The 26,941-nt window shown below is 41.4% G+C and carries 23 protein-coding genes; 20 read left to right on the forward strand and 3 right to left on the reverse strand.

Going from position 1 to position 26,941, the window contains the following annotated elements; all coding sequences use genetic code 11:
* The first annotated feature begins 12 nt into the window (after positions 1-12).
* The 7 genes from K0H61_RS05690 to K0H61_RS05720 all read left to right on the forward strand — a co-directional run bounded on the left by K0H61_RS05690 (position 13) and on the right by K0H61_RS05720 (position 6,657).
* Complete coding sequence (locus K0H61_RS05690) at positions 13-2,289, forward strand: chemotaxis protein CheA (protein ID WP_220051763.1); 2,277 nt, start codon at positions 13-15, stop codon at positions 2,287-2,289.
* Between the two features lie 20 nt (positions 2,290-2,309).
* A complete protein-coding gene (locus K0H61_RS05695; RefSeq protein ID WP_220051764.1) occupies positions 2,310-3,431 on the forward strand; it encodes a protein-glutamate methylesterase/protein-glutamine glutaminase in 1,122 nt (373 codons plus the stop codon).
* Between the two features lie 13 nt (positions 3,432-3,444).
* Complete coding sequence (locus K0H61_RS05700) at positions 3,445-3,978, forward strand: membrane anchored protein in chemotaxis locus (RefSeq protein WP_220052518.1); 534 nt, start codon at positions 3,445-3,447, stop codon at positions 3,976-3,978.
* A 68-nt stretch (positions 3,979-4,046) separates the two neighbouring features.
* On the forward strand, positions 4,047-4,838 hold the full coding sequence (locus tag K0H61_RS05705) for a ParA family protein (RefSeq protein ID WP_220051765.1): 792 nt from the start codon (positions 4,047-4,049) through the stop codon (positions 4,836-4,838).
* On the forward strand, positions 4,822-5,670 hold the full coding sequence (locus tag K0H61_RS05710; RefSeq protein ID WP_220051766.1) for a chemotaxis protein CheW: 849 nt from the start codon (positions 4,822-4,824) through the stop codon (positions 5,668-5,670). Before K0H61_RS05705 ends, K0H61_RS05710 begins: the two co-directional genes overlap by 17 nt.
* A gap of 7 nt (positions 5,671-5,677) precedes the next feature.
* A complete protein-coding gene (locus tag K0H61_RS05715) occupies positions 5,678-6,172 on the forward strand; it encodes a chemotaxis protein CheW (protein WP_220051767.1) in 495 nt (164 codons plus the stop codon).
* Positions 6,173-6,258: 86 nt separating this feature from the next.
* Positions 6,259-6,657, forward strand: a complete 399-nt coding sequence (locus tag K0H61_RS05720; RefSeq protein WP_220051768.1) for a DUF2802 domain-containing protein — start codon at positions 6,259-6,261, stop codon at positions 6,655-6,657.
* A 100-nt stretch (positions 6,658-6,757) separates the two neighbouring features.
* Here K0H61_RS05720 and K0H61_RS05725 read toward each other — a convergent pair whose 3' ends face one another.
* Positions 6,758-7,072, reverse strand: coding sequence for an EscU/YscU/HrcU family type III secretion system export apparatus switch protein (locus K0H61_RS05725; RefSeq protein WP_220051769.1), 315 nt, complete (start codon positions 7,070-7,072; stop codon positions 6,758-6,760).
* Between the two features lie 21 nt (positions 7,073-7,093).
* Positions 7,094-9,295, reverse strand: coding sequence for a flagellar hook-length control protein FliK (locus K0H61_RS05730; protein ID WP_220051770.1), 2,202 nt, complete (start codon positions 9,293-9,295; stop codon positions 7,094-7,096).
* Between the two features lie 220 nt (positions 9,296-9,515).
* Here K0H61_RS05730 and K0H61_RS05735 point away from each other — a divergent pair, with 220 nt between their 5' ends.
* Positions 9,516-10,295: an MlaA family lipoprotein gene (locus K0H61_RS05735; protein ID WP_220051771.1), complete on the forward strand. Its 780-nt coding sequence runs from the start codon at positions 9,516-9,518 to the stop codon at positions 10,293-10,295.
* A 119-nt stretch (positions 10,296-10,414) separates the two neighbouring features.
* Complete coding sequence (locus K0H61_RS05740) at positions 10,415-11,521, forward strand: response regulator (protein WP_220051772.1); 1,107 nt, start codon at positions 10,415-10,417, stop codon at positions 11,519-11,521.
* Positions 11,522-11,628: 107 nt separating this feature from the next.
* On the opposite strand, the gene K0H61_RS05745 is transcribed toward K0H61_RS05740, so the two are convergent.
* Complete coding sequence (locus K0H61_RS05745) at positions 11,629-13,098, reverse strand: peptide MFS transporter (RefSeq protein WP_220051773.1); 1,470 nt, start codon at positions 13,096-13,098, stop codon at positions 11,629-11,631.
* Between the two features lie 490 nt (positions 13,099-13,588).
* On the opposite strand from K0H61_RS05745, the gene rfaH reads away from it, so the two are divergent.
* The 11 genes from rfaH to K0H61_RS05800 all read left to right on the forward strand — a co-directional run bounded on the left by rfaH (position 13,589) and on the right by K0H61_RS05800 (position 26,939).
* The gene (rfaH, locus tag K0H61_RS05750) at positions 13,589-14,095 is read left to right on the forward strand and encodes a transcription/translation regulatory transformer protein RfaH (protein WP_220051774.1); all 507 of its coding nucleotides are present in this window, start codon (positions 13,589-13,591) and stop codon (positions 14,093-14,095) included.
* Positions 14,096-14,684: 589 nt separating this feature from the next.
* Positions 14,685-17,420 (forward strand): SLBB domain-containing protein, encoded by a 2,736-nt coding sequence (locus K0H61_RS05755; protein ID WP_220051775.1) that lies wholly within the window; start codon positions 14,685-14,687, stop codon positions 17,418-17,420.
* Positions 17,421-17,484: 64 nt separating this feature from the next.
* Positions 17,485-17,871: a four helix bundle protein gene (locus K0H61_RS05760; protein WP_220051776.1), complete on the forward strand. Its 387-nt coding sequence runs from the start codon at positions 17,485-17,487 to the stop codon at positions 17,869-17,871.
* 70 nt (positions 17,872-17,941) lie between these two features.
* Complete coding sequence (locus tag K0H61_RS05765; protein WP_220051777.1) at positions 17,942-18,910, forward strand: Wzz/FepE/Etk N-terminal domain-containing protein; 969 nt, start codon at positions 17,942-17,944, stop codon at positions 18,908-18,910.
* A 192-nt stretch (positions 18,911-19,102) separates the two neighbouring features.
* Positions 19,103-20,227, forward strand: coding sequence for a non-hydrolyzing UDP-N-acetylglucosamine 2-epimerase (gene wecB, locus K0H61_RS05770; protein ID WP_220051778.1), 1,125 nt, complete (start codon positions 19,103-19,105; stop codon positions 20,225-20,227).
* Between the two features lie 16 nt (positions 20,228-20,243).
* Positions 20,244-21,512, forward strand: a complete 1,269-nt coding sequence (wecC, locus tag K0H61_RS05775; RefSeq protein WP_220051779.1) for a UDP-N-acetyl-D-mannosamine dehydrogenase — start codon at positions 20,244-20,246, stop codon at positions 21,510-21,512.
* 300 nt (positions 21,513-21,812) lie between these two features.
* Positions 21,813-22,775 carry a hypothetical protein gene (locus K0H61_RS05780; protein WP_220051780.1) on the forward strand — a complete coding sequence of 321 codons (963 nt, stop codon included), beginning with the start codon at positions 21,813-21,815 and terminating at the stop codon, positions 22,773-22,775.
* On the forward strand, positions 22,759-24,168 hold the full coding sequence (locus K0H61_RS05785) for an oligosaccharide flippase family protein (protein ID WP_220051781.1): 1,410 nt from the start codon (positions 22,759-22,761) through the stop codon (positions 24,166-24,168). The genes K0H61_RS05780 and K0H61_RS05785 overlap by 17 nt, the downstream gene beginning before the upstream one ends.
* Positions 24,143-24,739: an acyltransferase gene (locus tag K0H61_RS17800; RefSeq protein ID WP_258406016.1), complete on the forward strand. Its 597-nt coding sequence runs from the start codon at positions 24,143-24,145 to the stop codon at positions 24,737-24,739. Before K0H61_RS05785 ends, K0H61_RS17800 begins: the two co-directional genes overlap by 26 nt.
* Positions 24,739-25,749: a glycosyltransferase family 2 protein gene (locus K0H61_RS05795; protein ID WP_220051782.1), complete on the forward strand. Its 1,011-nt coding sequence runs from the start codon at positions 24,739-24,741 to the stop codon at positions 25,747-25,749. Before K0H61_RS17800 ends, K0H61_RS05795 begins: the two co-directional genes overlap by 1 nt.
* Positions 25,746-26,939, forward strand: coding sequence for a glycosyltransferase (locus K0H61_RS05800; RefSeq protein ID WP_220051783.1), 1,194 nt, complete (start codon positions 25,746-25,748; stop codon positions 26,937-26,939). Before K0H61_RS05795 ends, K0H61_RS05800 begins: the two co-directional genes overlap by 4 nt.
* The last annotated feature ends 2 nt before the right edge of the window (positions 26,940-26,941 follow it).

Consider the following 26,941-nt stretch of genomic DNA (forward strand, 5'->3'; position numbering starts at 1 on the left):
GGAGTCAAGTTGATGGCTTTTGATGTGGATGAAGAGATACTCCAGGACTTTTTGATTGAAGCGGGTGAGATTTTAGAACTGCTTCAGGAGCAGTTAGTTGCCCTTGAAAATAATCCTGACGACACCGACTTACTGAATGCGATTTTCAGAGGCTTTCATACGGTTAAAGGCGGCGCAGGTTTTTTAAGTCTGACGCCCATGGTGGATGTCTGCCATGAGGCAGAAAACACCTTCGATCTTCTTCGTACCGGTAAGCGCAGTGTCAGTGCCGAATTGATGGATATCATTCTGCAGGCTGTCGATGCCATCAATACGATGTTCGCCCAGACCCAACAGGGTGAGCAGCAGGACCCCGCCGATCCAAGTCTGCTTGCTCGCTTAAAATTGTTAAGTTCGGGTGAGCCGTTGCCCTCTGAACTCGGTCAAGCCGCCGTTGTTGACATAGAACCCGTGGTTGAACATCAGCCAGAGCCCATTATCGAAGCTGTGGTCGAAGCTGAAGCTGATGACAAAATGCCCGTGGAGTCTAGCGCGACCGATGAGGCGAGTATTGACGAAATCGATGAAGCTGAGTTTGAAGCCCTGCTCGATGCCCTGCACGGTGCGGGTAAGGGACCTGGTATTAAGGCGCAGGCTGAGAGCAAAGCCGCCGATCGTCAAACGAGTGATATCGATAAAGTGGCATCTCAAGCTGCTGTGAGCTCGAGTGATGATATCACCGACGATGAATTTGAAGCGTTGCTCGACGAGCTGCATGGCTCTGGAAAATTTAGTGGTAAAGTTGATGCTCCTGCAGCGTCAAAGGCTGAACCTGTGCCCGTTGCAGCAACGCCTGTTGACGCCGATGAAATCACTGAGGATGAATTCGAGCGTTTACTGGATGAATTACATGGTAAAGGCGGGGCTCCCGCTAAACCTAAAGTGGGTGGTGTCGCAACAAAATCGACTCCAGAGGCGAGCACTAAGGCCCCTGCTCAAAACGCGGCAGTGCAGCCAAAAGCTACCCCTGCGCCAGCTGCAGTCACTCCGCCAGCTGTTGCTCCCAAGACAGAAGTTGCCGTTGCCGAAAAAGCACCAGCAAAAGTCGGGGGCGCTTCTACAAATGCTCCCCAGGGGGAAACAACCGTACGCGTGGATACTGCAAGGCTCGACCAAATCATGAATATGGTGGGTGAGTTAGTACTAGTGCGTAATCGGCTGCTAAGCCTTGGGATAAGCCGTGATGATGAGGAAATGTCTAAGGCTTTAGCGAATTTGGATTTAGTGACCGCAGATCTGCAAGGCGCTGTCATGAAGACGCGCATGCAACCGATTAAAAAGGTATTTGGTCGCTTCCCAAGGGTTGTACGTGACTTGGCCCGTACTCTGAATAAAGAAATTGATCTGGTATTGGTAGGCGAAGAAACCGATCTCGATAAAAACCTCGTTGAAGCACTTGCCGATCCTTTAGTTCACTTAGTCCGCAACTCGGTTGACCATGGTATTGAGATGCCAAATGACCGTGAGGCCGGCGGCAAACCTCGCACCGGAACCATCACCCTGTCCGCCAGCCAAGAAGGTGACCATATTCTGCTGAAAATCGAAGACGATGGCGCTGGTATGGATCCTGAAAAGCTCAAACAAATTGCCATTAAACGGGGAGTGCTCGATGAGGATGCAGCCTCTCGGATGACCGACAGCGAAGCCTATAACCTCATTTTTGCCCCTGGCTTTTCAACCAAAGTCGAAATTTCCGATATCTCCGGCCGTGGGGTTGGCATGGACGTGGTCAAAACTCGCATCACCCAGCTCAATGGTACTGTGCATATCGATTCGGTGAAGGGAAAAGGCACAATCCTTGAGATTAAAGTGCCACTAACGCTGGCGATTATGCCAACACTGATGGTTGATGTGGCTAAGCAAGTCTTCGCCTTACCGCTTTCTAGCGTAAATGAAATCTTCCACCTTGACCTGACTAAGACCAATATTGTTGATGGTCAGTTGACCGTAATTGTACGAAATAAGGCAGTACCACTGTTTTATTTAGAGCAATGGCTGCATCGCAATCGCACCAACTTTAAACATGGTGATAAAAAGTTCGGCCATGTGGTTATTGTCCAATTAGGCATGATGCAAATTGGGTTTGTGGTGGATGCACTCATTGGGCAAGAGGAAGTGGTCATTAAGCCATTAGGGGCAATGCTTCATGGTACTCCTGGTATGGCTGGGGCGACTATTACCTCCGATGGTGGCATCGCCTTAATCTTGGATGTGCCTGGATTATTAAAGCATTATGCCAAGAAAAGTTAGTTTCCAAGCGAAGGAATGGAATGGCCATTAGAGTATTAGTCGTTGATGACTCAAGTTTTTTCAGACGACGCGTCAGTGAAATAGTCAATCAAGATCCCGAGTTGGAAGTCATCGCAACGGCCTCGAATGGGGCCGAAGCGGTTAAAATGGCGGCGGAGTTAAATCCACAGGTCATTACCATGGATATCGAAATGCCTGTCATGGACGGTATTACTGCCGTTCGCGAAATTATGGCAAAAACGCCAACGCCGATTTTAATGTTTTCATCGCTTACCCATGATGGTGCTAAGGCCACCTTAGATGCCCTCGATGCAGGCGCTTTGGACTTTTTACCTAAGCGATTTGAAGATATAGCAACAAACAGGGATGAGGCGATTCAGCTCCTACAGCAAAGGGTTAAAGCGCTTGGCCGCCGCCGAATTTTCCGTCCGCTTGTTCGCCCATCTTTAGCGATAGCGCCAAGGATTGCAAACAGCGTACAGTCAGGGGCAACGGCGAGGGGTGAAACACCTGCTGCATCGACACCTTCGCGCGCTATCCCCTCAACAATCCGCCCAAGTGGAAAGCACTACAAGCTGTTATTGATTGGGACATCGACAGGGGGGCCTGTTGCACTGCAAAAGATTTTGACTCAGTTCCCGGCAAATTACCCCCATCCAATTCTGCTTATTCAGCATATGCCCGCTGCATTCACCCCCGCCTTTGCCAGCCGTTTAAACGGATTGTGTAAAATTGAAGTCAAAGAAGCGGCAAACGGTGATGTGCTACGACCAGGTTGTGCCTATTTAGCCCCTGGTGGCATGCAGATGATGCTGGAGCGCACGGGCACAACCGCTCGGCTTAAAATCCTCGCAGGCAGTGTAGAGCTCAATTACAAACCAAGTGTTGATATTACCTTTGCCTCAGCCTCTAAGGCCTATGGCGGTGATGTGCTGGCAGTTGTGTTAACCGGTATGGGCGCCGATGGGCGAGAAGGAGCCAGAATGTTAAAAGCGGTTGGTGCCACTATTTGGGCGCAGGATGAGGCCAGTTGTGTGGTTTATGGCATGCCGCAGGCCGTGACCAGTGCAGGTATTTCCTCCGCCTCTATTTCTTTAGATAATATGGCGGAATCAATCCTCAAAGAGTCTGCCCGTGGCTAAAACAAAAACGCATTTGAGCACCAATGTGATGCTCGTATTTGTGTTAATGGCGATTGCTATTATTTCGCTGGCCGCGCTAAGTTTAGATTATTCGCATAAAATCAGTTTGTTGCGGGAGGATGTTAAGCGATTAGAGTCATCGCAAGTGCTTTTAATGGTGCCCGATGAACAGGCTAAACCCATCGCAGATTGGTTAGCATCGCATCCCGATCAAACCAAAGCATTGCTAAAACTGGCAACGCCTGGGGAGCAGAAACAAATTACCCTTGGACCCGAGAGCGAGCCTAGTAACGCAGTGCCTCCTTTGCTCGAGAACAATACCAAGCCAGAAAATCCTACATCCATAGAGCAAACGCCTAATGCGGAGCAAACATTGTCACCACTTGCTCCTAAAACGTCTGCTGATGTAAGCGCTAATTCTCATGTAACAGACACTCTTGGACAAACTGCCGAACAGCCTATTACCATTTCGGAATCTGCCGATGGGGTAAAAGTGATCAGTCTACCCAATGGCGGCATCCGTATTACTACGCGAGAAGCGGATTAACTCGCTGGATTTCGCTTTAGATTGATGTGCATAATGGTAAACAACACAGATATTTAGGGAGGCGCCTTTTGAAGGTTTGGACTGTTGCGAATCAAAAGGGCGGTGTAGGGAAAACAACTACCGTTGCCAGTTTAGCGGGAGCACTCGTTAAAGCTGGCAAACGTGTATTGGTCCTCGATACCGATCCCCATGCATCCTTAGGTTATTACCTTGGGATTGATTCAGAAGAAGTTCCTGGTTCCCTCTATGATCTGTTTCTTGCCCACCGTGAGCTGACCAAATCGCAGGTTCAATCCCATATAGCGCCGACACTGGTCGATGGACTGGATTTATTACCCGCGACAATGGCCTTGGCAACCTTAGATAGATCTTTAGGCCACCAAGAGGGCATGGGGTTAGTGCTGCGTAATCTGCTCAATTTGGTCACTGATGATTACGATGTGGCGATAGTCGATTGCCCTCCGGTGTTAGGTGTCTTGATGGTCAATGCCCTTGCGGCCAGTCAGCATATTGTTATTCCCGTTCAAACGGAATTTTTAGCCATTAAGGGCTTAGAACGTATGGTTAAAACCCTCGAAATCATGGGGCGCTCAAAGAAGACGCGTTACAGTTACAGTATAGTGCCGACTATGTATGATAAGCGCACAAAAGCATCACCAGCGGCCCTGCAGGTGTTAGTTAAGCAGTATGCTGAGAATCTATGGCGTGATGTTATCCCTGTCGATACTAAATTTAGGGATGCGAGTTTAGCGCATTTACCCGTTTCACATTTTGCAAATGGTTGCCGTGGGCTTAAAGCCTATGAAAGGCTGTTAGATTATTTACTCGCGGGGGAGTTTGACCATGTCAAAATCGGTTGATGAAACTGTTTTTGATTACTTTGAATTATTACTGCATGAAGAAGCGCATGCGGCGAACGCCTCCTTAGCCAAATCGACAGTGACCGCAGCTGAGGATGTGTTGAAAAAACAAGCGCTAGAGAAGCTGCTCGCACCCGTATCTAAACAAGAAACCGAGTTACCACCGGAGACGTCTCAATCCGAGATTAGGCAAACAGCGGAGCCTGCTGAGAACATCTCCGCTGAGGCGAAGTTTATCGTTGATGCACACGAGCAAGAGTTAGAGCAAGAAGTGCTAAGTAATGTCAGTCATGACTCCACGGCCAATGAGTATTTAGCACCACAGCCCCAAGTCGAGATTAAGTTACCAAGTGTGACTCAAGGGCTTCAGGAACTGCTTGATGATGAATTCCAAGTCTTATTCTTTAAGGTTGCAGGTCTGACGCTCGCCGTGCCGCTCGTAAGTTTGGGCGGTATTGTGAAGGTTGAACGCATCAACCATATTATCGGCCGACCCGATTGGTTCCTCGGGGTCCAAACCCACAGGGATGAACAACTGAATATTGTCGATACCTGTGCTTGGGTTATGCCAGAAAAATACACAGATGAACTGGCACAATCGGTAAATTATCAATATCTTGTAATGTTAGAAGGCAGTAACTGGGGATTAGCCTGCGAGTCCTTGGTCAATTCTGTCAAAATTGATCAATCGCAAGTAAACTGGCGCAGCAAAGCGGGTCGACGCCCTTGGCTAGCCGGTATTGTTAAAGAACAAATGTGTGGCATTTTGCACGTACAAGCCTTAGTACAAATGCTTGATGCTGGTTTAGGCTGTCAGGATTCCATTGGTTGAGGTAAGCATGAAAGATTCAAGAAATGTTGCAGCCGTTGCTGCAAGCAAGGATGACGCAGTTTTACAGTGGGTGACCTTTAAGTTAGATAACGAAACCTACGGTATCAATGTAATGCAGGTTCAAGAAGTGTTGCGTTACACTGAAATCGCCCCTGTACCTGGTGCGCCTTACTATGTATTAGGCATTATCAACTTACGCGGTAATGTTGTGACCGTCATCGATACCCGTTCTCGTTTTGGTCTGCAATCTGCTGAAGTCGACGATGCCACCCGTATTGTCATCATCGAAGCTGAGAAGCAAGTGATCGGTATTTTAGTCGATAGCGTTGCTGAAGTGGTGTATCTACGCCGCTCTGAAATCGATAACGCTCCGAATGTGGGTACAGAAGAAAGCGCCAAGTTTATTCAAGGTGTGAGTAATCGTGAAAATGAGTTATTGATCCTCGTTGACCTCGATAAACTGTTATCGGATGACGAATGGGCTGAACTTAACCAACTCTAACAGGCACTAGTGAAATAAAGGAACACGTCTAGCTTGGCTTGTTCCAACTGAGAGCCGTTGTTCATTTGGACGCATAAGGATATTTGATGGGCGATGAATTTTTAGTCGCAGCCTTAGTTTATGTTATTGCTTGCTTAGGATTGGTGCTGTATTTACAAAAGCAGTTGAGTAAATTACGTAATAAAGTCGAAGCCTTAACCGTACTCGTGAAAGAGGGGGACCGCCAACGGGAATCCTTTAAGCGTGAACTGCAGGAGCTTCGTAGTGGGACAATTGGTGTCGGTCGCCGAGTGATTGAAATGGAAAAGCGCATAAACCAGCAATCTGAGCGCATTGAAGAGACCACACAACAAGATCCGCAGGCCAAACTCTACACCCGTGCGATGAAAATGGTCGCACTCGGGGCGGGTGTTGATGAGTTAATTAAAGAATGCGAATTGCCCAAGGCTGAGGCTGAATTGTTGATCCGTCTGCACCGAAAATAACGCATGTTTGATTATGCCTTATCAAGGTCTCAATCGTTGACAAATGCCGCTCGTCGGCATTTTTTATCACTATGATATCCACCGAATTTGAATCGCTACGCTAGACGTTCTCAACAATTCTGTTATGCATATTGTTCCATTGCTCAGGAAATTTACCGTCGAGCATATAGACAAAGGCAATTAACTCAGCGATTAACAGATACAATTCTTTGGGGATTTCTTCTCCGACTTCCAGTAGGCGCAGAAAATCACTTAAATGGGGATCTTGGTGAATAAAAACCCCAGCCTCTTTCGCCAACGCGATAATTTCTTCGGCAACCAATCCTTCCCCTGAGGCGACAATCTTAGGCGCATGTTGGCCATCATAGCTTAGGGCTACGGCTTTCTTGGTTTTAGGCTCTTGATTATTTTCCATCACTACTTCCTAAGGGATATGTTAAGCCTTGGTTTTCACTAAAAAGTGATCGCCTGGTAATAGGGTTGCCGGAACTTGGGCTATTTGTGTTGAAAGCTCACCCGGCATGAATCCCAATTGACTGAGCTTCTGCCCAAGGGGGGGCAGGAACATGTCGACACGATGAAGGAGCTGCTCACTGTTGCCCTTAAATTGCAGATCTAAGGTTTGCTGGTGGTAGCGCGCCGTAATTAGCAGTGGACCTTGAGCCAGATTAAATTTTAATTGCAGGTGCCAATTCGGTGATTTTTGTTGTTCATCCTCATCGGCTTGCTGCTCAAATTTACCCTCTAACTGCTCCTGACGTTGATTGATGCCGTAGGGTAGGGCAAAAAACCAGACCAAGTTACCGTTATTCTCATTACTGGCTTGTTGGTATAAATGAAGACTCGATGCCAATTGACTCATACTTTCCAAAGCGCCTGCCTTAGTTAATTGCGCAAGGTGATTATCGGTAAAGCCTGTTTTAGCTTGTAGTTGGTCTAAATAATTGGCCAGTTTTTTGCTAATTTGGGTTGTATCGTTGTTTGCTCTAAATCCCAGCAATAATTGAAACAAGGACGTAATGGCATTGGCGTTTAAATAGGGGGAGGTCGAATTAATTTGTGGGGATGCAAGGTTCAACGATGCAAGCCCAAGTAAATTGTCTTTGAGCTCTGTAAGCTCACTTAATTGGCCTAGCGGCGTAGGATGAAGTTGCGGCAAATGTTTAAGCAATTCGGAGGCTAAATTCATCCCCGTTTTTGTGATGAGTTGTTCAAGTGGCATTGCGCCTGCCTTAGAAAAAGCCTTTCGCAGCACCTCGGTTACGTTGAGTTTGGTCTCCTTCGAATCCAATGCTTTTGGCTCTGAGGTATTTACTATAGGTTCAAAACTATTCGATTTCGGCTTTATGCCATCGTTAAGTGGCTGTTTGTTAAGCTCTGCTTGGGCGAGTGGTTTCGCTATTTCTACCTTCTGCTCTGTTTTAGGGCTATCTTGGGAAAGCGAATTTACGGCCTTGATTTCTAATCCTGCCGGATTCCCCTTCTTCATCTCATTCGAATCTGCACTTATAGATTGAGTTTCTGGTGTTTTTAACTCACGGTTTACCTGCAGGCCTTGGGCGATTGCTTTGTTTGTCGATAAGTTCGCAGTAGTATTGCTAACTGGAGTTTGAGGTTTTGCTGTTGCAGGGAGATTGAGTTCTGGGATGACACGTTTTGACTCACTGGCAATAGGTGGCTCGCTTTCATCAACAAAGACGTTGATGGGAGTCGTGGCTATTTTAACTTGGGGATTGGTTGGAGTAGCTGTAGCAAGTTCTGGTGACTTACCCACTTTTATTTCAGGAAGCTTAATGTTTGAAACCTCAGACTCTTTTACAGCCGCTATTGCTAAAGATTTTGGAGTGGCTATATCAGAGGGTTTGATTGAGGCGGTCTCTGCGGCTTTAAGCGTCGAAAGTTCGGCGGGCTTAGATTCGACAGATTCTTTGGCTACAGGCGGTAAAGTGATTGTTTCTAAACGGCGCAAAAATGTTCCCAGTATATGGGCGGGTTCAACTTTACTTACAATGATATTTGCAGCTTCTTTGCTAATAATGGGAGTTTCAGTTTCATTTATTGGAGCGCCAATCTGGATTTCGAGTTTGCTCAGAATAGGGGTCAGTACTAAAATTGGTCGTCCTTGTGCGAGCGAAACCTTGGCTTGGTATGTCCCCTCACTGAGTCGAGTTCCTGGATCCTGTGCAACCGTGGTGCCGTTAGAGAATTGGAACTCTTTGTTTGATACTACAACGTCGGGCAAGGGATAACCCTGTGTTCTGGCTGCAAATAAGGCCAATCTATCCTGTGAAATACCATTCTGCTGCGCGAGTTCTGCAATGGCTTTAGGTAATGCGAGTGTCAGTGCAGAACCTAAGGCTATGAGTTGTGCTGGCTGGTTTGTGAGTGGCGCTGATGACGGGGATAAAGCCGAAATTTGATTGAGTAGAAATCGGCTAGCGCTAATGAGGTTTTGTCTTTGCTGAGGATTAACGAGTTTTAAGTCATACTCGATATTATCCACAACGATACTATCGCCTTGTGTTGAGATGAGTATGTCTGCTGGTAGGAAACGTGAAGAAATAGCTGTTTTTTCGATTCGATTACCTAGCGATATTAATTGGATATCAGCACCGTTAGTGGGAGTAATCGACTCCATACCAGCCCCTTATTGATTGAATTTACGGCACCTTAGGTACAAATTAACAATTGACCAAAATATTTTGCCGAGTATGCTAATGCGCTTTGTCAAATAACTGACAACTTCTCTGTCATACTTGAGTATGTCATGAGATGAATGATCATTATATCGGCACTCACCGCCGGTCACTTTAGCAAAACTCGATTGCAAAGCAGTATATTTATATTAAGAGAGTATTATGAAGTTGAAATGGATAGGGTCTGTTTTAGGATTGGTGTTACTGCCACAGGCTCATGCTGCTGAGGAGGCTAATGCTACGGCGACAGCAGAGCAACCAGCGGTCATAATCAGCTATGATGATCCTAGAGATCCCTTCGAAGGTTTTAACCGAGCGATGTGGGATTTCAATTATTTATACTTAGATAAATATATCTATCGCCCCGTTGCCCATGGTTACAACGATTACTTACCCATGCCGGCTAAAACTGGTATAAACAATTTCATACAAAATTTAGAAGAACCAAGTAGCTTAGTAAACAATGTTTTACAAGGTAAATGGGGATGGGCTGCTAACGCGGGTGGACGTTTCACTGTAAATACTACTATCGGGATTTTAGGTGTGATTGATGTCGCCGATATGATGGGAATGCCCCGTAAGCAGGACGCATTTAATGAGGTATTAGGTTACTATGGTGTACCAAATGGGCCTTATTTCATGGCACCATTTGCAGGTCCATATGTTGTTCGTGAACTCGCAACAGATTGGGTAGATGGTCTATACTTCCCCCTATCTGAGCTAACTATTTGGCAATCCATTGTTAAATGGGGTTTAAAAAGCCTACACAGCCGTGCATCGGCGATTGACCAGGAAAGGCTTGTTGATAATGCACTCGACCCATACACTTTTGTGAAAGATGCGTACATTCAGCATATGGACTACAAGGTCTATGATGGCAATGTTCCTCAAAAACAAGAAGATGATGAGTTACTCGATCAGTATATGCAGGAACTTGAGTAAGCCTTTGCGTGGTAATTGGCTGTGAGTCGTTACTTTGCAGCCAAGCCCTTGCCCTATTGATTGTTTCTTCCGAAGTGATGGATGAGTTGCAGTTGCAATGAATTTATTCGGGAATCTTTATGGCGTTAAATGATGTTTCAATTCTTTGGGTTGAAGATGACCCTGTATTTAGGCAAATTGTTGCCACATTTTTAAGTGGTAGAGGTGCCGAAGTTGTTCAAGCCAGCGATGGAGAGCAAGGCCTTAACATCTTTAAACAACACCGTTTCGATATCATTCTTGCTGATTTAAGTATGCCAAAACTCGGTGGCTTGGATATGCTCAAAGAAATGAGCAAATTAGAGCCACTGGTCCCTTCAATAGTAATCTCTGGCAATAATGTGATGGCCGATGTCGTTGAGGCGCTTCGAGTTGGAGCTTGTGATTACTTAGTTAAACCTGTCCCAGATCTTTATATCATCGAGCAGGCCATTAAGCAGGGGTTACAACGTAACCATGATCAGGACGTTAGCCAAGCAGACTTTGATGCATTATCTCACCAAGAACTGAGCGATAATCTCATCTTACTAGAGCAAAGTGTTGAAGCCGCTAAGCAAGTACAACAGCAACTTTTTCCTGCATCCAATATTAGTTATCCAACTGCCAAGGTCGATTATAGTCTGTTCAAAAATAACGATATTAGTAGCTATTTTATCGACTCGACTATGATTGGCAGCGATCACCTTATTATGTATATGGCGCACCTTTATCCAGAGGATAATCGTGCGGCGTTTGCCTGTGTTCTATTACGTAGCTTTGTGAATCAAAAGCTTAAGAGTTTTCGAAGTGGTCAAAGCAATACCATTATTGAACCATTCAATATGCTTTGTTATTTGAATGAGCGTTTGAGTAAATCGGGCCTCGATATTAGAGTAGATATTATTTATGTCGCTGTTGAACTAACAAAGTACCGTGCGGCGATAGCTCAGTCAGGCCAAGGTCTTCGATGTTATTTACGTAATGAACAAGGATTAAGTCCACTGGCATTGGCAGAAAGTTTACAAATGGGGATAGTAGGATGGGGGACGCCGAGTACTCAATTTCGCACATTATTACCCAACGAGAAATTATGTATCGCCACAAGTGTGCCTGAGCATAGACAATATTTGCTTGAAGACAACTTTAAAGGACTGGTCTATGACGCTAGCATTGCCGCAGGTGGATTTATGCAGCTAAGCCTCTCATAGTGCTTTCGTTGTTGATATCCAGCTAACTAATTCTTTGCTGCAGCTAGAAACAAAAACGCCCCGTTGCATATGTAACGGGGCGTTTTATTATCAAAATTTAATGAAGATTAACGCTTAATCGCTTCATGCTCGCCAGTAACAGCAATTTCATCTTCTAAGGCTTCAGCTTCTGAATCATGCTTGCTTTCAGCGCCGTGCATCCAGTCAACTAGCTTGTCTGCCATGAAGAACAGGATCACACCAGAAATGGCAGCAGTGATGGCAATACCAGAGAAAATGGCCATCGCATTGGCAAGTTGCTCTTCTTTCTCACCACCGTGACCGATGAACGAACCAACCACACCACCGATTTTGTTTGCCGCTGCAACGAATAGGAACCATGAACCCATCATTAATGAAGCAATACGTAATGGAGCCAGTTTTGTCACCATCGACAGACCGATTGGAGATAAGCACAGTTCGCCCATAGTGTGGAAGAAGTATGCACCTACTAACCACCACATACTTGATTTAGCGCTAGCATCGCCACCCATTTCAACCACTGCGCCGATCATGAACAGGAAGCCAACGGCAAGTAGGACTAGACCAAGGGCAAATTTAACTGGTGAGTTGGGTTCATTCTTGCCTAAACGCACCCAAATTGAGGCTACAACTGGCGCGAAGATAACGATAAACATGGCGTTAAGGGATTGGAACCAAGTGGTTGGTACTTCCCAAGTGCCAATCATACGATCAGTAAAATCGTTGGTGAACAGGTTCATCAGACCGCCGGCTTGTTCGAAACCCGCCCAGAAGATGATAGTGAATAAACCCATTACCATGATGACTTTAATACGGTCACGCTCAACTTTGGTTAGTGGTTCTTTACGTACTTCACCTTTTTGAGCCGCTTTTTCACGTTCAAGTTTGGCTGCTGGTGTACGACCGATATCACCGAGTAATTTTTGCGCAAAGACGAGTTGGATAATAAGTGAGAGTATCATACCGATACCGGCACAAATAAAGCCTGCTTGGAAGTTACCATCGAATGCGGCAACGACAGATCCAACAATGATGCCCGATAAGAACGCACCAACGTTAATACCCATGTAGAAAATAGTGAAAGCACCATCACGGCGATGATCGCCTTCTTGGTAAAGGTCACCTACCATTGTCGAAATGTTCGGTTTAAACAGACCGTTACCTAAGATTAATGTGCCTAAGCCTAAGTAGAACATCTCTGTTTCCATTCCAGGAACCCAAGCGTGTGGAGTACCAAGAATGAATTGACCTGCGGCCATTAACGTACCACCAATCATAATGGCGCGACGCTGGCCTAAATAAGTATCTGCTAACCAGCCACCTAATAATGGTGTCAGGTAAACTAAACCCGTAAATGTGCCATAAAGTGAGATTGCATCTGCTTGAGACCAGCCTAAGCCATGGCCACCTTCGCTTTGCACTCTATCTACAAGATACAGAACCAAAATGGCTCGCATCGCATAATAACTAAAACGTTCCCAGAGTTCTGTTGTAAACAGCAGGAACAGACCTTTGGGATGACCAAGCATGGTTCCCTGTGGTTTTGCTACGCTCATGAAGTTTCCACCTTAAGTCGTGATTGCCCTGTGGCGCCCCTGATTACAGGATGATGTCACCACAGAAAATAGTTTTTTGCGCTTATATTGTCACTAAATCAATTCTGTTAATCGCTGAAATCACGATTTGATATAACGTATTGATATTTATTGTTTTAACATAAGGCAAAAGTTAATATTTTATAATAAAAGTTATATTTTAAGCGTTAAATGGGATCTTTTCGCCAAAATCCAACCTTATATACCCTTGAAAAGCCATTAAAGTCAATTTTAGCGAATGAATTGGTGAGATAAACAGTATGGTGATAGGTTAATTGCTAAAAGGTCTTCGTTCAGTGGAAACCACTAATTTAATACTACCTTTACGGTCTGTTCAGTTACCGAGCAGAAGAGGAATTGTGGGAAAAAACTGCTTTCATCTTGTAGTTTTACTTTGCTATGATGCCAATTCGTGAATGGACGTCACTTAACATAGGGCAGTGAGAAGTAGATGAAGGCGTGGTACCTTTTGTATTGCAAACCTCGAAGCGAGGCTAGGGCACAACAGAATTTAGCTCTTCAAAACTTAGAGACCTATCTACCTATGGTTTCAGAACAAAAATCTCAACGAGGGCAGAAACGGATCTGCCGTGTACCCTTATTTCCAAATTATTTGTTTATCAAATTCGACCCAAGTTTAACCAGCGTTAAACAGGTCAACTCTACCCGTGGTGTTAGTAGCCTAGTGAATTGTCGCGAACAAATGACGCCAATTGACGACAGTATTATCCACGCCATTCGCATGAAAGAACTAGCCCTCCCTGAGTCAGTTTTAGCAGAAAACGAAGCGCTCAAAACGGGGGAAAAAATCCGTTTTATCGATGGACCGTTTGTTGATTTAGAAGGTATTTTTCAAGAGAAATGCCCAAACAAGCGTTGCAGTATTTTATTTAATATTATGGGACAAGTTAAAAAAATGGATGTCCCAGAAGCCTCAGTGGTTAGGGCTGTGGCTTAATATCGTACGAGTTTACACAACGACACCGTAATTAAGTCATTATTTACCTAACCTGAACAAGTTACTCATTCTGATTGACAATTTCGATTACTGTCAGCAGATTGGTCATTGCAGGTTATAAAGTCTCATATAGCAGTATGTTGTTTGCCGATTAGGCTTTATCGAAAGTGAAAGACATGTATCAAAAGACTTGTAACACAAGACCTGTTGCACAAGATAATAGATACGATGAATTCGCTTGCAACCTTAAGTTCAGTTTTTAACTGATATTGCGCGGTAATCTTTCGATAAGATATTGTAAATATTGCTGAAAAATAAGGATATTCGCGAGGCGAAGGGCAATTTAGAGGCCGCAATCTATGGGCGGTAGCGTGTCTAAAATGCAGGCTTTCATCACTTCCCCACATATCCAAATCAAACCTAGTCAACTTTAAGTTTTGCTTAGTTGACGTTTTTCGTAAGGCCAAAGATATTTTGAATGTGCCAATTTGTGGCCGCTAAATGCTCATAAATAGCATTAATGCACTTATCTAACATTTTAACTATTTCATTGATTTTGTACTGTCATCGTTACCAGCGGAGATATCAGGTGTTACAACAATTCAAAAAATTCATCCTCGTGGGTCTCTATTCCACATTGTTAATAGGTGCTCCGGCTACAGCCGTAACTCCATCTCCGCAGATGATTGAACAGTTCAAACAACTTCCCAAGTCAGAGCAGCAGCGTATTGCAAGGCAATACGGCATTGATCCGGCAATGATTTCTGGGCAGCAAACTCAAACGCAGGTAGACAATCCACAAGTCGTAAATGCTAGGGATGTCGACACTGCTTTCTCCCAAGCTCAGCGACAAGAAAAAGCTGCGCTGGATTTTTCAACTGATATCGACAATCTCACTTTACGACGTTTTGGGTATGAAATGTTCGCGGGTGAGCCGAGTACATTTGCGCCGGTATCGGATGTGCCAGTCCCTGGGGAGTACCTAGTAGGGCCTGGCGATAACATTAAAGTTCAGCTCTATGGCAAAGAAAACAAAGAATACGATTTAGTAATTAATCGTGATGGTGTGATTCAATTCCCTGAACTTGGCCCAATCCCTGTTATGGGGCTAAGTTTTTCTGAATTAAGAGAAACGTTATCGCAGCGTATTGCACAGCAGATGATCGGTATCGAATCAAATATCACTATGGGCGAACTTCGCTCGATTCGTATTTTTGTCGCGGGTGATGCCTACAAACCTGGTTCTTATACTGTTTCTAGCCTTTCAACCATCACGCAAGCTTTGTTTGTCGCTGGCGGTGTTAATGAAATTGGCTCGCTACGTAATGTGCAGCTGAAACGCAATGGCAAACTTGTAGGCACACTTGACCTTTATGACTTATTACTCAAGGGCGATGCCTCTGGCGATTTACGTTTGCATTCGGGTGATGTGGTCTTTATCCCTTCGGTTGGTGGTCTTGTCACTGTGTCTGGTGAAGTAAGACGTCCCGCGATTTATGAGCTAAGAAATGGCGAAACCATGGCAGATGTGATTGCCATGGCTGCGGGGCTTAATCCAGGTGCATATCCAAAGAGTAGTTCAGTTGAACGTTACAACAGCAAAGCGCTTAAGGCGATTGTGAATGTTGACTTAACCACTGAACAGGGGAAATCGACCTTAGCGAAGGCTGGGGATGTGATCAGAGTGAAAAGTGCCTCTGAGCAATATGAAACCGCCGTAACACTCGTCGGTGCCGTTGTTCGCCCAGGTAAATATCAATGGTTTACTGGACAAACCATTAGCGACGTATTGCCCTCAATTTGGAGCGATCTGCGGATTTCCGCTGACTTGGAATATGGTTTAGTCGTTCGAGAATTAAATCAGTACGGTGATATTGAAGTTCGCCAATTCTCACCGGGTAAGGCCATTGGCTCTAAAGACTCTGCGAATAACCTCGTCCTCAATCCGCGCGATAAAATTATCATCTTCAATTTTTCCGATGACGAACAGAGCCGTTATGAACTTAACAAGCTGGTTAAACAGCGGGTTCAAAAGGTGACATCTTTAAATAGCGACAATCTACTGGGTGCGGATCTCTTCAAAACGGGTTTTGCCCAACTTGAAGATGTGAAACTGAGCAAGCGCTCGCAAATCGCGGGTGTGGTAGTCAATGATTCGGTGCAAAATGAGCAGGATTCCGTTGTTAAAGGTGTGGTCAATAAGATGTTGGCAAACCTTTTTGAAGACAACGAGCTACTGAAGTTAAGTGATCAGATGCGCCGTCAAGAGCTGTTATATCCGGTTATGGTCAGACTGAATAATCAAGGCCGTGCGGGTAAAGGGACTAAAATTGTCGCCATTGACGGTCAGGTCAAGTTACCTGGTGCATACCCATTAACAGTCGGTGCTCGAGTAAATGATTTGATCACCGCTGCCGGAGGATTAAAGGAAGGCGCCTATACCGTTAGAGCCGAATTAACTTCAACAGTCACAGACAATGTGGGTACCAATATTTCGCACCGTAACGTGGATTTGGATTTAGCATTGCAAGGAGACAGTACTGCTAATGCGCTGCTAGTTGAGCGAGATATTTTAACTGTGATGACCACGCCTGACTGGCAAGAAAGTAAAGTGGTTGAAATTCGCGGTGAGGTAAAGTTCCCTGGCCGCTACAATATTCGCCGGGGTGAAACCTTAAGTGAACTGATTACCCGTGTTGGTGGATTTACCGATTACGCTTATTTGCCATCGGCGGTATTTGTTCGTGAGTCTGTTCGCCAACAGGAACAAATCGAAATTAAAAAACTGGCAGACCAACTTCGCCGTGACATCGCAAGTCGCGGTGTGTCGAAGGATGGTACTACGGTTAATTATGCTGATGCACAGTTGATGCTGGCCGATCTTGAAAACATTAAGGCCGTAGGACGTCTGGTGGTGGATTTACCTGCTATCTCCCTTGGTATTAAGCAAGCTGACTTGCAACTCGAAGATGACGATATTCTCTATGTCCCATCAACTAAACAAACCATTGCCGTAATGGGTGAGGTTCAGCATCCTGCGACTCACAGGTATAAAGAAGGCCTAACCATCGACCAGTACCTAGCCATGTCGGGTGGTTCACGAAAACGCGCTGATGACGACCGTACCTATATCATCCAAGCGAATGGTTCCGTTTCTATGCCATCCCGTTCTAGCTGGTTTAACGATGGCGGCCAGTTGCAACCTGGCGATACTGTGATTGTTCCACTCGATACCGAGTACAAGGATAACTTTACCCTTTGGTCGCAAGTGACAGGCATTATCTACAATACCGCAGTTGCCATTTCAGCGATTGCAGGTCTGTAAGAAGAAGGTGCTAGACCCTAGACTTTTGAACATAGAACCTATTTTTGCTTTTTAAAGGACTTTTATGCGATTCGAACAATTGGACGTTTGGAAACGAGCCTGTCGGCTTTCCTGTGATGTTTATAAGGAACTTAAAAATTGCCGCGATTATGGACTCAAAGACCAAATGACCCGAGCAGCCGTTTCGATTCCTTCGAATATCGCAGAGGGGGAGGAACGTGAGTCAGATGCCGAATCAGCAAGATTTCTTTATTTTGCTAAGGGGTCATCTGGGGAACTGATAACTCAGATATATATCGCGATAGAAATTGGCGTAATAGACAAACAACATGGAATGACTCTTATCAAAGAGACTAAAGAAATTGCAGCAATGATTGCTTCTTTGATCAAGATAAGAAAAGGTAGTGTCCGAGAAGAGTTAGCAGAATATAAAATAGAACCTAGAACCTAGAACCTAGAACCTTCTTTAAACATCTTTAAGCTTTCCTAGGACCTAGCACCTAGGGCCTAGAACCTAAAAAATGAATACACAAATTACAAACAATCCAAACACATACGAGTCTGACGCCAGATTTTCCCAAGTGCATGATAATGAAATCGATCTACGAGAGTTATTTTCCGTTTTATGGCAAGGAAAGTGGTTAATTATTTTAATAACTGCCCTATTTGCCATAGGTTCAGTCATATTTGCGGTAATGCAACCTAATATCTATAAGTCTGAAGTTCTGCTTGCACCTGCATCAGAGGAGCAAGCTGGAGGCTTAAGTGCGCTTGCATCCCAATTCGGTGGCCTTGCAAGTTTAGCAGGAGTTAATTTGGGGTCTAAAGGTGGCACTGATAAAACCCAATTAGCTATCGAGGTGTTAAAGTCTCGCCAATTTACCAGTGATTTTATTCAAAAGCATAATATTCTTGCCGAACTAATGGCGGCAGAGAAATGGGACAGGGAAAATAATAAAATTATCTATGACCCAGAGTTATATAATGAGCCAAATAATACTTGGGTACGTGAAGTTAAAGCACCATTAAAGCCTCAACCTTCAATGCAAGAAGCCTATAAAGAATTTTCCAAAATCATTGCTGTTAATTCTGCTAAAGATACTGGGATGGTAACTATTACTGTCGAGCATTTATCGCCAGTTATTGCACAGCAATGGACAACTTGGTTAGTCGAAGATATTAATAAAGTCATGAAGGAGCGAGATGTTGCAGAAGCAAACCGCAGTAGTGATTTTTTAAATAAGCAGATAGCTTTAACTAATGTCGCAGATATTAAAGCCATTCTTTATAAGCTAATTGAAGAGCAAGCAAAAACAATCATGTTCGCTGAAGTTAGAGATGAGTATGTTTTTAAAACTATTGATCCTGCATTTGTGCCAGAAGAAAAGGCAAAGCCTAAACGCGCTTTAATTTGTGCATTAGGGACAATGTTAGGTGGCATGCTAGGAATCATGTTTGTATTAGTAAGGCATTTTGTTCGTAAGGATTAACTAATCAGATGTTTAAAAAGTAGAGCCTATTGGGGAAGGTAATACACAATATGTAAAATCTAGTAATTATAGATAGTTAACTAGTTAAGCCTGTCTCAAAATGGACAAGAATGGTCTCAGAGTATGTTAAACAGTTGAGACTTTTGTAGTTGGAGCAGCGGTTAAAATTCACAATTAAAAAGGTCTGATTTAATGACAAAAAAGAAAGTGCTTACTGTTTTTGGTACCCGTCCAGAAGCAATTAAAATGGCCCCTTTAGTTCATGCGTTAGCATCCGACGACCGTTTTGAAGCAAAGTGTTGCGTAACAGCACAACACAGGGAAATGCTCGATCAAGTACTCGAATTATTTGAAATAACACCTGATTACGACCTTGATTTGATGAAAGCGGGGCAGACACTTAATGATGTCACCGCCGGTATTATTCAAAAGTTAAAACCAGTCCTTCAAGAATTTAAGCCAGATTTTGTGCTTGTACATGGTGATACAGCAACCACTTTTGCAGCGAGTCTTGCCGCTTACTATGAACAAATTGCAGTAGGGCATGTAGAGGCAGGCCTTCGTACTGGCAATATTTACTCTCCTTGGCCAGAAGAAGCAAACCGCCGCTTGACGGGAGTGCTGACTAAGTATCATTTCGCACCGACAGAAACCTCTAAGCAGAATCTTCTCAAAGAAAACTTTGAACCAAGCAATATCATAGTAACAGGTAATACTGTTATCGATGCGTTATTGATGGTGAAAGATAGAATTGACTCAGACACAGACCTTAACAATACGATAGCCGAACAGTTTCCTTTCTTAGATGAAAACAAGAAGCTGATCTTGGTTACAGGTCATCGTAGGGAAAGTTTTGGTGGTGGATTTGAGCGTATTTGTGAAGCGTTGGCAACTGTAGCTAAAATGCATCCTGACGTACAAATCCTATATCCAATGCATTTGAACCCCAATGTAAGAGAACCAGTAAATCGTATATTGGGTGATATCGACAATATTTTGTTGATCGAACCTCAGCAATATCTTCCTTTCATTTACCTAATGGACAAGGCGCATATCATTCTTACGGATTCTGGCGGAATTCAGGAAGAAGCGCCTTCTTTAGGTAAGCCTGTTTTAGTTATGCGGGATACGACAGAGCGCCCAGAAGCCGTAGAGGCGGGGACAGTTAAGTTGGTTGGTACTGATGTGAACCAAATAGTGACTAACCTAGATGATCTCCTGAGTGATGCAGATGCATACCAAATGATGAGTTATGCGCATAACCCCTATGGTGACGGTAAAGCCTGCCAAAGAATTTTAGAAGAATTAGTTAAATAAAAATTTAGGAAAAAAAATGTCATTCGAAACGATTTCAGTCATTGGACTTGGTTATATCGGTTTACCTACTGCAGCAATGTTTGCTTCTCGCAAAAAGAAGGTTATTGGTGTTGATGTTAACCAGCATGCAGTAGATACAATCAATCAGGGTAAAATTCATATCGTAGAACCTGATTTGGATATGATTGTGCATTCAGCAGTAACTGAAGGCTATTTAAAGGCCGTAACGACTGCTGAACCAGCGGATGCATTCCTTATTGCAGTGCCTACACCATTTCTCCCATGTGAAGAAGGCGAGATTCCTGAGCCCGACCTCAGTTATATCCAATCAGCTTGTAATGGAATCGCACCAGTATTGAAAAATGGGGATTTAGTCATTTTAGAATCAACTTCCCCCGTTGGTGCTACAGAGCAAGTTGCTGAGTGGTTGGCTGATGCTCGACCAGATTTATCTTTCCCACAAACAGCAGGTAATGAGGCAGATGTAAACGTGGCGCATTGTCCTGAGCGTGTTTTACCTGGTCATGTGGTCCGAGAGCTTGTCGACAATGATCGTGTGATTGGTGGGATGTCTTCTCGTTGTTCTGAACGTTCAGTAGAGCTATATAAAACGTTTGTTCAAGGCGAGTGTTTAATCACTAATGCGCGTACAGCCGAAATGGCTAAGCTAACTGAAAATAGCTGTCGTGATGTGCAGATTGCATTTGCAAATGAGTTATCAGTAATTTGTGATAAATTAGATATTGACGTTTGGGAATTGATTGCCTTAGCCAATCGCCATCCACGTATCAACATTTTGCAGCCAGGCCCAGGCGTTGGCGGTCATTGTATTGCCGTCGATCCTTGGTTCATAGTGTCTAAGACACCGGATGAGGCTCAATTAATTCATACAGCACGTAAAGTTAATGATGCGAAGCCTGAATGGGTGATTAACAAAGTCAAGTTGGCCATCGTAGACTTTTTACAAGCTAACCCAAATAAAACAGCAAAAGATGTAACTATTGCTTGTTATGGACTTGCTTTTAAACCTGATATAGATGATTTACGTGAAAGTCCCGCACTTCGTATCACCAAACAGATTTCAGGGATGCATGTAGGTTCGGTAATAGCGGTAGAGCCAAATATCAAAAAAATACCAATATCAAATAATAATATTGAGCTTGTTTCTACTGAATTTGCATTTAATAAAGCAAATGTTCATGTATTGTTAGTTGACCATCAGGAGTTTAAATCGATAAGACCAAAAAATGGATTTTTGATCGATACTAAAGGAATATGGGGCTAAAAAAATTTGATTAGGAAACTTTATATAATAGCAACTCTATTACTAATACAGCTACCCAACCTCCCTATACCCGGGAGGTTTACATTAGTTCTGGCTGTTTGTTTATTACTATTATATGTGACAAAGCTGAATTATATTAAAGATGTTAAAAAATCAGCATTACTTATTTTATATGTTATTTTCGTTTCAATTGTAACTCCATTAATATATTTAGATGATTTTTATTGGAGTGGCTCAGTAATATTTAAACAAATAATGTATTGCTTAGGGTTTTATATACTGTTTTTATCTGGTTATACAATGGCTGAGTTTTTATATCGTAAGAATCAATTTGAGTTATTAATTTACACTCATGTTTTTTATTTGATTCTTGGTGTTGCCGTTGTTTTTGGTGCTTCTGATCTAGTTGCTTATTTAAATGCAAGTCCAGTGATTTTAGACAGCGGAAGGATATCGGTAACAGAGTTAGAACCTTCCGTAGCCACTTTAAGACCTGGATTTATTTTATTTGTAACTTATATTATATTCTCATATAATAGAAAGGTTTCTAGTGTCACCGTTTATATATTGACTGCTTTGGTATTGTTTGTTTTATTTAACATAAAGTCAAAGTCTATTATTTTTATCCTACCACTCTCAATTTTGTTTTCAACAATGTTGGTGGTTTTAATCGCAAAGGGTAAGCTTGTCAATAAAGTATCAATTCTATTAACCTTTATTCCAGTTGGATTAATAGCCTCTCATTATATACTGCAATCAGAATACTTTACCTATGCCTTTCATTTTACTTTTGTAGATGTCTCTGGATCGTCATTAAGCCGTCTTTTATTTGCTCAAACAGGGGTAAATTTGTTTGTCAACAATCCTTTTGGATATGGTGTTACATATTACCCATTCTTCAAGGAAGAATTATTAAATGTAATCTCTATTAATAATTTCATTCTTAATGAAGAATTATTGTATATGCAGAGTGATGGAGATATGAGTAGTTTATTTTCACCTAAGAGTGGGCTTTTAACTTGGTCAGTGAACGGGGGGGTTGTTCTCATACTAGCATATTTGGTTTATAGTTTTTCTATAGTCCGTAATTGCTTAAGAACGAACTTGAATAGTAAACTTCAAATTGCAATTATTTCATCAATAATATTTTTTGTTTCTTTTAGTATGATTTCTGAAATTAATGCTTCGTTTGTATTGTATTTTGGTATCCTTACTGGAATGTGTAGGTTAATAATAAGAGAATCAAATGGTAAACTTAACTAAACTTACTCGTTACCATTCCATTGTGTTAGCATTTGATAAAATATTTTATTTGCTTTTGAGTGTTGGTACAGCAAGGTATTTCACCGTCGGCGAGTTTGGTGAGTTTCAAACTATTATTTTTCAGGTTGGCATATTGGCAACCTGCATAGGTTCTTCACTGCCTTACGTTATTAACAACTATGTAAAAAGTGACTTAATAAAACTTAAGTTTGTATTTTTATATGCATTTATAATTTCAACTTTGTTCCTTTTAGTTGTTCTAATTAGTTCTTTTGTTGCAATGCAAAGTGAAGTAAGTGATTTCCTTTTGCTTGTCTTTCCTTTATTATTGTTTCAAATATTACTTCCTCTTTCTAAACAGGCGTTTATAATTTCTGAAAGAATAACTTATTCTATAATAGTAAATTTGGTTTTATATCCAGTATCACTATTCTGTATGTATTGTCTATATTTACAAAATAATCTTAATACCGAAAGTACTGTTAGGTTATTAACAATTCTTTATGCTTCCATATTTGTTTTTTCATTTTTAGTAAACTCTAGAGTAAAAGGAGGTACTTTCCCTTCTATATTTTCTATAAAATTATCTGCATATAAAAGTTTAGCTGTGACTATCAGTGTAATATCCATTTCCGCACTGTATGAAAATCTTGATCAATTATTTGTGTCATGGGTGTATTCAAGTGAAACTTTTGCACTATATCGTATCGGTAATTTTAGACTTCCTTTTATAGAGATAGTAACTGGATCTTTAGCTGCTGTATTAATAGCTAAAGTTCCATCTATGATAAAAAATGATGATTTTGATCTGTTAAAAAAAGAATGGAAGGCAGTGACTAGTAAAAATACCCAACTGCTTTTACCTATCATAATTTTTTGTATCTTTACTCCTAGTTATGCGATTCAGTTTATCTTTGGAGATAAATATGTTGAAGCTGCTATTATATATAGTGTTTACTTATCTAAATTTTTACTTGCTTCTATTACAATAGCGCCTGTAATTATTTCACTAGGTGGTGGTGGAGAGTTGTCTCGTTTATACCTTATTTTCACAGTATTAGAATTGTTTCTATTATATGCTATTTATAATTTCTTCCATAATAACGTGTTAATAATTGTAATTCTAGCTTTATTATTTCAATATATCATGGTGTTTTTACAAGCGCGATATTTAAAAATAAAGCATGGGATAAGGTTCCTAGAGGTTTTTGATATAAGAGTTTTCATTAAAACATTAATCATTTCGATTTCTTTGTCTATTTTGTTCTTATTTTTGTTGAGTTATTTTTCGTTTGGATATATTTATACCTATCCATTTTTTGCAGTTTTATATTATGTGTTGGTTCAGTTGGTAATGGGAAAATTAAATGATTCTATATCGATTCGTAGGTAGAGTAAGAGCTATCTTCAAAGGTTTTTTTTTTACAAGGCTAAACCATCCGTATTTTATTGGTAAAAGTTTAAAGTTAAATCTCCAAAACGGTTCATATATCGGTAAGAATATAAAAGTGTCTGATAATTGTTCAATTATAGTATGGCCTAAGCCGTTTGGCGAGCAGTATATTAAAATAGGCAGTAATGTTGAAATATCTAGAAATGTAGAAATAATTTCTCATGGGGGTTATGTTGAAATTGGAGACAATGTGTTTATAGGACCAAATAGTCAAATTCAGGGAAAAGGTGGAGTGTTAATTAAGAATGGATGCAAAATAGCGGCAAACTTTTTTTTAGCTTCCTCTGATCATGACCTATCTGATATTAGTTCAGGCTCCCTTGAAAGAGAAGTTTTAGGTAACGTAATTATTGGGGAAAATGTTTGGATTGGGGCTAATGTGACAGTGACTAAAAATGTTGTCATCGGGGATAATAGTGTAATAGCCGCTGGTAGTGTCGTTACTAAGGATGTTGCTAGTAATACACTTGCGGCAGGAGTTCCTGCGAAAACAAAAAGGCTTTTATACTGATGAAAAACTATTTTATAACTGTAAATTATCGTTCTAATGATTTAACTGCTAAATGTTGTAAGAGAACTTTTGATGCTATAGGAGATGATTGTTTTTATATCATAGTTGACAACAGTGAACTCTTAGGGAACCAAGAGAAATTAATTTCATCTCTAAACGGTTATGGTCTCGATAAAGTAACAACTGATAAAGATATTTTTTTTCAAGGTGATTTTAATGTACTTGTTTTAACCGCATTAAGAAATGGTGGTTTCTCCTATGGTAATAACATCGCTATAAACTTAATGTTAGAGTCTATTGATGCTCATCCTGATGATATAATCACATTGATTAATAGTGATGCATATATTGAAAGTGGTTTTTCATATCTTAAAAATAATATCGTAGATAATTGTATTTACGGGGCTACTTTAATAAGTTCAGATTCAAGGCTGATTCAAACTCAAGGAGGATCAGAATTTATTGATTTTAGAATAAATACAAAAAACATTAATGAAGGGCTTCCGGTTGAATTAGGCCGTAAGGATATATTTGCAGTTAATGGGTATATTAATGGTGCTTTTATGTCAATGAGAAAGAGAACTTTAACCACATTAGGTATTATGGATGAATCTTATTTCATGTGGTGTGAAGAAATTGACTGGTGTTTGACTGCAAAAAAACTCGGTATTGAAATGTTTTGTGTTCCAAATCTTTATGTTATTCATGTGATTGGTGGGGCATCAAGTAAAGATGAAATAAAGTCTTTTCTAGGAAGGAAGAGTAAAAGAAATAGTTTTGATCGGTTTGTTATTAGAGGTTACTATCACTTTAGAAATAAGATAGTTGTATATAGAAAACATTTCAATAATAATTTTTTAAAATTTTATTACAGTGTGTTTTGTGAGTTTTTGGTAAGAAGTGTAGGTGTTGTTCTTTATGATTCAAATAAATTAAAGAGAGTCGGGGTTATGCTTAAGGGGATTTATCATGGAATAATTAACAATCTAGGGCGGAATGATTCAATATGAAAGTTTTGTACCTAACTTATGAAAATGTTTTTAAGACTGGCATACTCCAAGCACAAGTCCTAGAACCTGTATCTTATTTATCTGAAAAGCATAATGTTTATTTTGATATAGTCTCAGTTTTAAAGTCTGCTGATTCCTCTGATTTTATTTATAGCAAAAACAAGAGTGCATTTGAAGATAAAAATTCTAAATATATAAAAGTTCATGAGTGTAAAAAGCGGCTCTCTAAAAAAAATAATTTTTTTGATTTTATTTTTGACATGTTTTCTTTGTTTTTTCTTTCGGCAAAGTTAGCAAGTGATGCCGATATAATTCATTGTAGAAGCTATTCACCTTCATTTGTTGGGATCTTTTTTGCAATCATTTTTCGAAAAAAAATCATATTCGATATGCGAGGAGTTCAACCAGAGGAATTGGTTTTTGATGGTCGGTTCTCATCTGGCTCTTGGAAGTTTAAACTTTTAAAGTTATTGGAAAGATTTGTTATTAACAAATCTAATTATGTATTCGTAGTTTCTGAACCTTTTATGGAATACATTAAAGAAAACTTTAATCAGGAAAATTTGTATAACATATCTAATCCTACTTTTTTTCATAAGTTTAATTGTTTACAAAATTTGGGTAGTAAAAAGAAGTTAAGATTTATTTTTAGTGGTTCGCTTCAACCATGGCATGCTGTTCATGAAACTTATCAAACATTTTCACAACTATATCAAGTTTTCGGTGATAGCATTCATTTAGTTGTTGCCGCTAATGATCTTGAAGGACATAAATCTTTACTGGCTGAATATAAGCTGCCTCAAGATTCGTTTACAGTAAGTCGTATTCCGTTTGAGGAAATGCCTAGTTTAATATCTTCTTGCCATGTTGGATTTTGCTTGACTAAAAAAACGTTCCTTACAAAAGTGTGTTGTCCTGTTAAGTTCGCAGAGTACATAGCGGCGGAACTTATGATTATTACTAACGAAGAAATTGGCGACATCTCTAAGCTTGTTAAAGATAATGAGATTGGAGTGGTCTTCGTCGATACAATTCCAACTGAGGAGGAGTTTAATAATCTCACCTTATCCATTGAAAAATATCTTAAAAGTTCAGCGCCTTTGTACAATCGCGAGATATTTTCTAACTTCGATTGGTTACGTAGAGTGGATGATTTACATGCAATTTATAAAAAGTTACTAGAGAGTTAAGT

This window comes from Shewanella acanthi (genome assembly GCF_019457475.1).
GTDB lineage: Bacteria > Pseudomonadota > Gammaproteobacteria > Enterobacterales > Shewanellaceae > Shewanella > Shewanella acanthi.